This is a genomic window from Kitasatospora sp. NPDC004669, from assembly GCF_040609455.1.
Classification (GTDB): domain Bacteria; phylum Actinomycetota; class Actinomycetes; order Streptomycetales; family Streptomycetaceae; genus Kitasatospora.
On sequence record NZ_JBEXKB010000155.1, the window covers coordinates 1 to 8,158 of the forward strand.

An 8,158-nucleotide genomic window follows, 5' to 3' on the forward strand; every position below is an offset into this window, starting at 1 on the left:
TGATGCGCGACGCGAAGATCACCCAGATCTACGAGGGCACCAACCAGGTCCAGCGCATCGTCATGGCCCGCAACCTGCCGTAACGACGCTCTGACGCGCCCCGACGGCCGGACCGGTCAGCCACCCGGCCGTCGGAGCCGACGCATCGTCCCGATGCTAAGTTCCGGAGAATGAGCGAGAAGGAAGCGCAGGACCTTCCCATGAACGACGGGCCCTCGAAGCCGGCGATGCGCGAGGCGCTGGTGGCCGCGGCCTTCGAGCTCTTCCTGGAGCGCGGCTTCGAGCAGACGACGGTCGACGACATCGTCTCGCTCGCGGGCGTCGGCCGACGCTCCTTCTTCCGCTACTTCCCGGCCAAGGAGGACGTGGTCTTCCCCGACCACGAGCGCGGCCTCGCCGAGATGACGGAGTTCCTGGAGTCCGGCACCGGCGAGGAGGATCCGGTCAAGCACGCCTGCGACGCCGCCCGCCTGGTCCTGCGGATGTACGCCGAGCAGCCCTCCTTCTCCGTGCAGCGCTACCGCCTCACCCGCAAGGTGCCCGGTCTGCGGGCGTACGAGCTGTCGGTGGTCTGGCGCTACGAGCACACCCTCGCCGCCTATCTGCGCGGCCGCTTCGCCGGCCGCCCGGACGGCCCGCTGCGCGCCGACGTGATCGCCGCCGCCGTGGTCGCCGCGCACAACCACGCCCTGCGCACCTGGCTGCGTTCGGGCGGTGAGAGCGACTGGGTGGCCGAGGTGGACGCGGCGATGTCCTTCGTCACCACCACCTGGGGCGACCGCCGCGACTCCGTCCAGAACGGCGAGGGCCCGGCCGACGACGTGGTGGTCCTGGTCGCCAGCCGCCGCGCCCCGCTGTGGCGGATGGTCCAGGGCATCGAGAGCGCCCTCGGCGACACCCACCGGGTCTGAACCGGCCGCAAGGGTTCACTCCTCGCCGACCGACGGCCGAGCGGCCGGATCGAGGGCGGTTCGAACGAGGGACCCGCCGGTTTTCGCCCCCACCGTCGTGGCAGTGGCGCAGGAGGCGACGCCGACCCGTGCGGACCGCCCCCGGGCGGCAGGACAGCCCGCGTCCCGGCGGGTGAGTATGGGAGACGGGTGAGTATGGGAGAGGAGGCCGGACGGGCTCACCCGTCGGCCCGCATGAGGTGGTTGCGGTGTCCGCTCCGTCCCTCGGCGAAGAGGTGGTTCGGGTGGCACAGACGCCCCTGCTGGCAGTGCGTGGCATCTCCAAACGGTTCGGTGCCGTGCAGGCGTTGAGCGGTGTCGCCCTCCGGATCGACGCGGGAGAGGTCGTCGCGCTGGTCGGGGACAACGGGGCCGGCAAGTCCACCCTGGTCGAGGTGATCGCCGGAGTGCTCGCACCGGACAGCGGGGTCATCGAATGGAACGGCCGGCCGGTCGCCCTCCGCAGGCCGATGGACGCGCAGAGCCTCGGCATCGCCACCGTCCACCAGGACCTGGCTCTCTGCGACAACCTCGACACGGTCGGCAACATCTTCCTCGGCCAGGAGATCCGCCGGTTCGGCGTCCTCGACGAGGTCGAGATGGAGAAGCGTGCCCGCAGGCTGCTGAGCTCCCTGGCCATCAGGCTCCCCAGCCTGCGCATCCCCGTGGGCTCGCTCTCGGGCGGCCAGCGCCAGAGCATCGCCATCGCACGCGCGCTGATCGGCAGGCCCAAGGTGGTGATCCTCGACGAGCCCACCGCCGCCCTCGGCGTCGGGCAGACCGCCCTGGTGCTCGAACTGGTCGAGCGCCTGCGCGAGCAGCACCTCGGCGTGCTGCTGGTCAGCCACGACCTGGAGAACGTCCGCACGACCGCCGACCGGATCGCGGTGCTGCGCCTCGGACGCAACAGCGGCCTCTTCGACACCAAGTACGCCACCCAGGAGCAGATCGTCTCGGCCATCACCGGGGACCACACCATGGCCGTGTCCCTGGCGCAGTCCCTGCTGCCGCACGGGCTGCCCGAGCAGAACGCCCTCGACGTCGCCTACCGCTATCTGCCGGCGAAGGAGGGCGTCGGCGGGGACTGGTTCGACGTCATCCAGCTGGCCGGCAGCCGCGTCGCCCTGGTCGTGGGCGACATCGTCGGCCACGGCCTGCACGCGGCTGCCACCATGGGGCGCCTGAGGACGGCAGTGCACAACTTCTCCATGCTGGACCTGCCCCCCGACGAGCTCCTCGCGCACCTCGACGAGTTGGTCAGCCGGATCGACCGGGACCAGGCGGCCACTGGCGACGGCGCCGAGATCACCGGCGCGACCTGCCTGTACGCCGTCTACGACCCGGTGTCGCGGAACTGCGAGCTGGCACGCGCCGGCCACCTCCCACCCGCCCTCGTCCGGCCCGACGCCACCGTGGACTACCTCGACCTGCCCGCAGGACCCCCGCTGGGTGTGGGGGGCTTGCCCTTTGAGACGGCACGGATCAGGCTGCCCGAGGGCAGTCGGCTGGTGCTCTACACGGACGGGCTCGTCGAAGACCGCCGCCATGACATCGACCACGGACTCGAAGTGCTGCGCGGCGCGTTGGAGGGCTCCCGCGGCCTGACACCGGAGGACACCTGCGATGCCGTGTTGGACGCGCTCCCGCCCGCGTACTCGAGCGACGACATCGCCCTTCTCGTCGCCCGCACCCGGGCGCTGCCGCAGGACCAGCTGGCCGAGTGGGACGTACCCGTGGACCCGGCCGCCGTCGCCGGTGTACGGGCCGCGGCCAGCCGCCAGCTGGCCGAGTGGGGGCTGGACGACCTGGTGTTCACCACGGAGCTGATCCTCAGTGAGCTGGTCACCAACGCCATCCGCTACGGCGCGGCACCCATCAGCGTCCGCCTGCTGCGGGACCGCAAGTTGATGTGCGAGGTCTCGGACACCAGCAACACTTCCCCCCACATGCGCTACGCGGCCACTACGGACGAGGGCGGACGAGGCCTGTTCCTCGTCGCCCAGCTCGCCGAGCGGTGGGGTGCCCGGTACACACCCACCTGCAAGATCATCTGGGCGGAGCAGCCGCTCCCGTGACGGGCCGGGCGCCCGCCGTCATGCCGTCAACGAAGCGGCGCATTCGGGGCGTTTCCGTGCCGAGGGCCCGCGTCCTTCACATGCCCCGAAGCGTGAGCATGCCGTTCGGACCGAGATCGATTCGCACGCCGAATCCGCGGCTGACCCGGTCGAGGACCTCCCGCAGCCACTGTGCGTCCTCGGCGCAGGCACGCTCAAGCCGTATCCGTCGGGCTTGTACGGGCGCCATACGGGCACTGACCAGCCTTCCGGTGCTCGGCTCCACCGAGACGAAGTACAGCAACCGCAGGTCGTCCCGGTAGTGCTCCTGGCCGGTGATGCCCTCGTAGTCGTCGATGAAGTCGCCGCAGCCGTAGAGAATGAGCTTCCCTCGGTAGACCTCGATGGGGCGGGGGTGGTGCGAGGAGTGTCCGTACACGACATCGACGCCGCCGTCGATCAGGGTGTGCGCGAAGCGGGTCTGATCTCGGGAGACCTGGTAGCCCCAGTTGGACCCCCAGTGGATGGAGGCGACGACGACGTCGCCCGGTCGCCTCACCTGCCGGACCCGATCGACGACATCGGCCGCGTCGACGTGCGAGGCCTCGGACACGAAGTCGACGCCGGCTCGATCCTCGGCCGCGGCCCACCTCCACGGAATCCCGCTGGACGCCGTGCCGAACGCGAAGACCAGAACCCGCCGGCCGCCGTCCACCGTGACGATCGCGGGTTCTCGTGCCGCGCCCGCGTCCCAGCCCGCACCCACTGCCGTCAGCTCCGCGCTCGCCAAGGTGTCGAGCGTCTCCGCGAGCCCGAGGAGGCCGAAGTCCATCACGTGGTTGTTGGCCAGCACACAGGCGTCGGGCCGGGCGGTGGCCAGACAGGGAAGGTTGGCCGGGTGCATGCGGTAGTGCACGTCCTTCCCCACCGCGAAGTCGTCGCTGCGGGTGATGCTCGTCTCCAGGTTCAGCACCCGTACCTCGGGTGCGGCCTGATCGAGCAGTTGCAGGGCCTCCCCCCAGGGCCAAGCGAAGTCGACCGGACGAGGAATCGGACCGTTCACAGCCTCCGCCAACTCGACGTAGGCCCGCGCATCCGGGACGTACGGCTCCCGCAGCGTCGGATCGCCGGGGTGCGGCAGGATCTGGTCGACCCCGCGGCCGAGCATCACATCACCGCAGAGAAACAACCTGACCGGGTCGGTGCTCATGCTTCCACGCTAGGCCGCCGGAGCGTGGAACCGGTCAGCGATGCCCTCGGCTTCCGGTCTGCCCCACGAAGGCCTCGCGGTCAGCGGCTCGCACCGTCCACGGACGCGGCCCCCAGCACAAGGCAGCGGTTCTACACAGCCCCGGGCCCGCACTGCGGGTATGACCACGCGCAACGCAAAATGCGGGCCAGGATTGCTCCTGACCCGCATTCCCTCGCCGACGTCGTCGGCGAATGGTTTGTGTCCGAGGGGGGACACAGACCATTAGCCCAGCGATCACGGCGGTCCTGGCCCTCGATGGGCCCAGGTGAGGCCCGGCTCGTGGAGAGAGCCTGGCAGCACGGAAGACGACGCGAAGGGGGGCCGGGTTCAACTTGACCCGGTCGAGTGAAAAGGTCGGCAGCGGAGGCGCATTGACCAGGTGGGTCAGCGCCGCCCTTTGCCCTTGGATCGTGCGGTACTCCGGCGGGCGCGGGCAGCGTTCAGGCGGCCGAGCAGTGCCGAGCGCTCGCGCAGCGGGCCGTCGGCCAGGGAACGGAGGGCGGCGAGGCCGGCCTGGTCCGGATGCCCGGAGGCGATGGCGGCGGCGACGGCTTCGCTGGCCTTGCTGCGATCTTGGAAGAGCAACGAGTCGACGGCGGCATCCTCCCCTCCGGCCTCGAGCAGCTGGAGGAGGCTCTCGGCGAGCAGGAGCAATGACTCGGGGCCGGTGAGGTCGTCGGGGTGGAGGACCTCGCGGTGGGTGAGGACGCTGAGTGAGGTCGGGGCACCCGGCCGGGGCGACCCTGCCCCGGCCCCCACCCAACCGTCCAGTCAGGAGACCTCACCATGTCCACGCGTCCCGGCGCGCCCGCCGACCTTCACCACCTGCGCGCCCTCACCGCAACGACCCTGGCCACTGCCCTCGCCCACGCCCTGACCACGGGCGACCGCTTCGCCGACGCCCAGGGCGCCATCCGCCCCGCGACGCTCACCGGCGACGAGCCGCCCGGTCACACGGACCTCGTCCGCCGCGAGTGCGTCTTCCGACTCGCGTACGCCGCCCAGCTCTACCCCATCAGCCTCCTCGTCTCCGACCCCATGCCTTCCCTGGAGAGCCGTGATCGGCTCTGGCCCCGCCCGGTACGCCGTGACGCCCTCCTGTGCGCGGCGGCCCAGCTGCCGCACGTCCCGAGCCGAGCTATGGGCCCTGCTACCCGCCCCACCACCTCCACCTCCGTCACTGACAGACTCCAGGGCTCCATCCGGGCGGCAGCCCAGGTCGCCGCTGTTCAGCTGCGCAGCGGCACTGTCTGCTCGCTCACCAAGGCGCTCAACATCGCCGCTCGGGATGCCTCCCGCTACCTGCCGTCCGGCTACGACGCCCTGATCGAACGCGAGATGACTCTGCGTCTCGCGCTCACCCTTAACCTGTCTGCGACCGGAGCGCTGGCCCCTAGCCTGGACTTCGCGCTCGCCCACGCCACCCGCAGCATCAGCCGCTCCGACCTCGCCGACCTGATCCTAGGCGCCCTCCGGCCAGTGGCTACCGGAGCCGCGACGTCGGCTACCCAGGCCGCCCGCCGCCTCACCAGGGTGCCCCGGCAGAGCAGCGGGGCCTGCGGCTGCGCATGTTCGCGCGGCGGGTTCTGCGGCGGCTGCGGCCACGCGGGGTGCGGCGGCCGCAAATAGCTACGTGCGACGGGCCCGCCGGGTTGTCCGGCGGGCCTGTCGCACGAGGCGGCTACTGTGCCGGCGGCGTCTGCGATTCCCCTGGGGGCGTCAAAACAGCGCATTGGCAAGGTGCATAGCGCAGATCAGTAACTGAGTTGCAGGCGTTATGGTCTCGCCGCCAACATGAGTCAGCCGACCACCTTCGAGAGTTGGAGGTTACGGCTGCAGTTCCAATAGTTCGGCTGGATATGGAATGGGGGAATTCATGACCCAACTTGTTGCATCGGCTATCAGCTGGACCCCGCGGAGACGGTGGGGCATTGCGGCTGCTGTTACCGGCGTTCTCTGGGTGCCGCTTCTAGCGTTGAGCTTCCTCGGATTCTGGGACCGAGTGTGGATCTCTGCTCTTCTCTGGCCACTTCTCGTCCTACACATTTTTGGGCTCCTGCCCCCATGGCTCGATCGCCCCGTGGCGTGGAGCCTGGCGTGCCTTCCTCCGGTGATTTGGTTGCTCTTTGGAGGAGTCCTTCTTTATGTGCTCCTGACCAGCTCTGATGCGAACGGCCAGGCCGGCAGGGGGGGAGGGGTGATGTGCGTCGCCCTCCTGCTATGGCTGTCCGCGCCCCACATGGAGCCCTGGGTGGATTGGCGCAAATCGCTGCTCTGGCGAGTACGTAGGTCGACAGTTTCTCACGCGATCTGCATGAGTCTCTTTGTGGCGGGGTTCCTAGGAATGGTGAGGGTGATGCCCTCTGTCCCTGCGGCGACCCGTCTCGGTCTGATCATTACTCTCTCCACCGCCACGATCGCATTCATCATTCGCGCGAAGACTCGAGTGCACAAGATCTGTACTGCGACCATTAGGATCGCTGAGCAATTGGCCGACGACTGCCGGAACGTGGCGGCCGGCGAGGAGGCGGATTTCGACCGGATGCGCCAGCAATCTCGTGAACTGGACCGGTACCTGAGTGTTTCCCTTCCAACCAGCTTCAAGATCTTCGGACTGACTCTTCTGCCGAATCAGGCCCGCACAGAGCTCGTCCACGGAGTGCTTCTCCGAGGCCTGGAACACCCCCACCGACCTCCGAACAGGTGGTTGGAAGCCTCTGAAGACCTCGACAAGATCGCGGCCGGGCTGGGCCGATGGGCGGATCCCGCACTTTAAGCATCGCGTGGCAGGGAGGGCGGGAGCAGAGGCCTGACGGACGTTCACTTGGTCTACCACAGAAGGGTGGCCGGCCGAGAAGCAGGTGTGCCTCGGACGGCCATCTGGTGCCGCTCACTCAGCGGTAGTTGCCCGGTATCGCCGGGGCTTGGCGGTCGTCATCTCCGCCTCGCCCCGGGTAACCATGGTGGCCAGCGCGTTGGCGATGGCCCCGGCGGACCGACCGAGCGCGTTGCTGATCGCCGTAGGAGACCAGTCCTGCGCGGTGTTCGCCCGCAGGTGCTCAAGGATCATCTGGTGCAACTGCCCGGACCCGAGCCGGACACCGGCGCCGGTGGCGGCGGACCCGCGGGGCGCGGGCCGCCGCCGTGCCCCGCAGGTCGGGTACACCGACGGGATCGCCCCAGCGGGCGTGTCGCCGGCCTCCGTGGGCGCGTCGGCCGCTGTGGCGGCATCCCCTGCCTCGTGCGCCGTGCCAGGGTCGTTCGCCGGTCGCGGAGTGTCCGCGTCGGTCTCCGCCGTCGCCGGGGTGATGTCCATAGCCGGTGCCTCGTGCGCGAGGTTCGTGGCCTCGCTGCTGTCCTCAGCAACCTGGTCCTGCTGGTCCTCGGCGAAATCCGCCTCGAGTTTCGTCGGCGACGGAGAGCCGCTGTCTTCACCGTCGGTCATACGAAGCTCGGGCTCGGAGGCATTGGCCTGATCGGCGTGTCCGTCCTCCGCCTCGGCCGTACGGCTGCCGGTGGACGCGGCGGGGGCTGAGCAACCATCGGCCTCCGTAGACTCCGAGGTCGTGGCGTACCAGGTGTCGGGCAGCCGTTGCGTACGGTCGTTCCCGCCCGGCGTGCGCCGGGCAAGGCCGCGCTCCTCCAGGGCTGCGAGGGCCTTGCGGGCGGCGGAGGGACTGACCCCGGCAGCGAGGGCCAGTGCAGCGGCGGTTGCGCCGTCCTGGCCGCACAGCTCGGTATAGACGGCAGCCACGGCGCCGGTCAACGCGGTGACTGGCCGTCCGGCCGGGTGGTTGATGCTACTCAACAGGGCTCGGTCATGGTCCTTGACCAAGGCCGGTGAGGTCGTTCGGGTTTCGGTGGCAGGCCGGGCAACGCCACAGGGCGGTGATCAGCGCGAT

General features: G+C 69.7%; 7 protein-coding genes and 2 pseudogenes. 6 read left to right on the forward strand and 3 right to left on the reverse strand.

Features of this window, described 5'->3' with window-relative positions; genetic code table 11:
• The 4 genes and pseudogenes from ABZW30_RS45975 to ABZW30_RS45990 all read left to right on the forward strand — a co-directional run.
• On the forward strand, positions 1–83 hold an 83-nt coding region (locus ABZW30_RS45975; RefSeq protein WP_157882129.1), incomplete at its 5' end, for an acyl-CoA dehydrogenase family protein.
• Positions 84–227: 144 nt separating this feature from the next.
• Positions 228–911 (forward strand): TetR family transcriptional regulator, encoded by a 684-nt coding sequence (locus ABZW30_RS45980; protein WP_355677315.1) that lies wholly within the window; start codon positions 228–230, stop codon positions 909–911.
• 338 nt (positions 912–1,249) lie between these two features.
• A pseudogene (locus ABZW30_RS45985) lies at positions 1,250–1,699 on the forward strand (ATP-binding cassette domain-containing protein); the annotation flags it as partial.
• 213 nt (positions 1,700–1,912) lie between these two features.
• Positions 1,913–3,025, forward strand: a pseudogene (locus ABZW30_RS45990) (ATP-binding SpoIIE family protein phosphatase); the annotation flags it as partial.
• Between the two features lie 76 nt (positions 3,026–3,101).
• Here the strand turns inward: ABZW30_RS45990 and ABZW30_RS45995 are convergent.
• Both ABZW30_RS45995 and ABZW30_RS46000 read right to left on the reverse strand, forming a co-directional pair.
• Positions 3,102–4,214 carry a CapA family protein gene (locus tag ABZW30_RS45995; RefSeq protein ID WP_355677310.1) on the reverse strand — a complete coding sequence of 371 codons (1,113 nt, stop codon included), beginning with the start codon at positions 4,212–4,214 and terminating at the stop codon, positions 3,102–3,104.
• Positions 4,215–4,640: 426 nt separating this feature from the next.
• The gene (locus ABZW30_RS46000; RefSeq protein WP_355677311.1) at positions 4,641–5,015 is read right to left on the reverse strand and encodes a hypothetical protein; all 375 of its coding nucleotides are present in this window, start codon (positions 5,013–5,015) and stop codon (positions 4,641–4,643) included.
• A 27-nt stretch (positions 5,016–5,042) separates the two neighbouring features.
• On the opposite strand from ABZW30_RS46000, the gene ABZW30_RS46005 reads away from it, so the two are divergent.
• Positions 5,043–5,885 carry a hypothetical protein gene (locus ABZW30_RS46005; protein WP_355677312.1) on the forward strand — a complete coding sequence of 281 codons (843 nt, stop codon included), beginning with the start codon at positions 5,043–5,045 and terminating at the stop codon, positions 5,883–5,885.
• Between the two features lie 517 nt (positions 5,886–6,402).
• Positions 6,403–7,032 (forward strand): hypothetical protein, encoded by a 630-nt coding sequence (locus ABZW30_RS46010; protein ID WP_355677313.1) that lies wholly within the window; start codon positions 6,403–6,405, stop codon positions 7,030–7,032.
• A 114-nt stretch (positions 7,033–7,146) separates the two neighbouring features.
• Here ABZW30_RS46010 and ABZW30_RS46015 read toward each other — a convergent pair whose 3' ends face one another.
• Complete coding sequence (locus ABZW30_RS46015) at positions 7,147–8,022, reverse strand: hypothetical protein (protein WP_355677314.1); 876 nt, start codon at positions 8,020–8,022, stop codon at positions 7,147–7,149.
• Positions 8,023–8,158: the final 136 nt, after the last annotated feature.

What these genes read in the sequence shown, in the direction of transcription:
- ABZW30_RS45980 (WP_355677315.1), top strand. Translation starts at nt 228, where the DNA reads ATGCGCGAGGCGCTGGTGGCCGCGGCCTTCGAGCTCTTCCTGGAGCGC.
- ABZW30_RS45995 (WP_355677310.1), bottom strand. Translation starts at nt 4,214, where the DNA reads ATGAGCACCGACCCGGTCAGGTTGTTTCTCTGCGGTGATGTGATGCTC.
- ABZW30_RS46005 (WP_355677312.1), top strand. Translation starts at nt 5,043, where the DNA reads ATGTCCACGCGTCCCGGCGCGCCCGCCGACCTTCACCACCTGCGCGCC.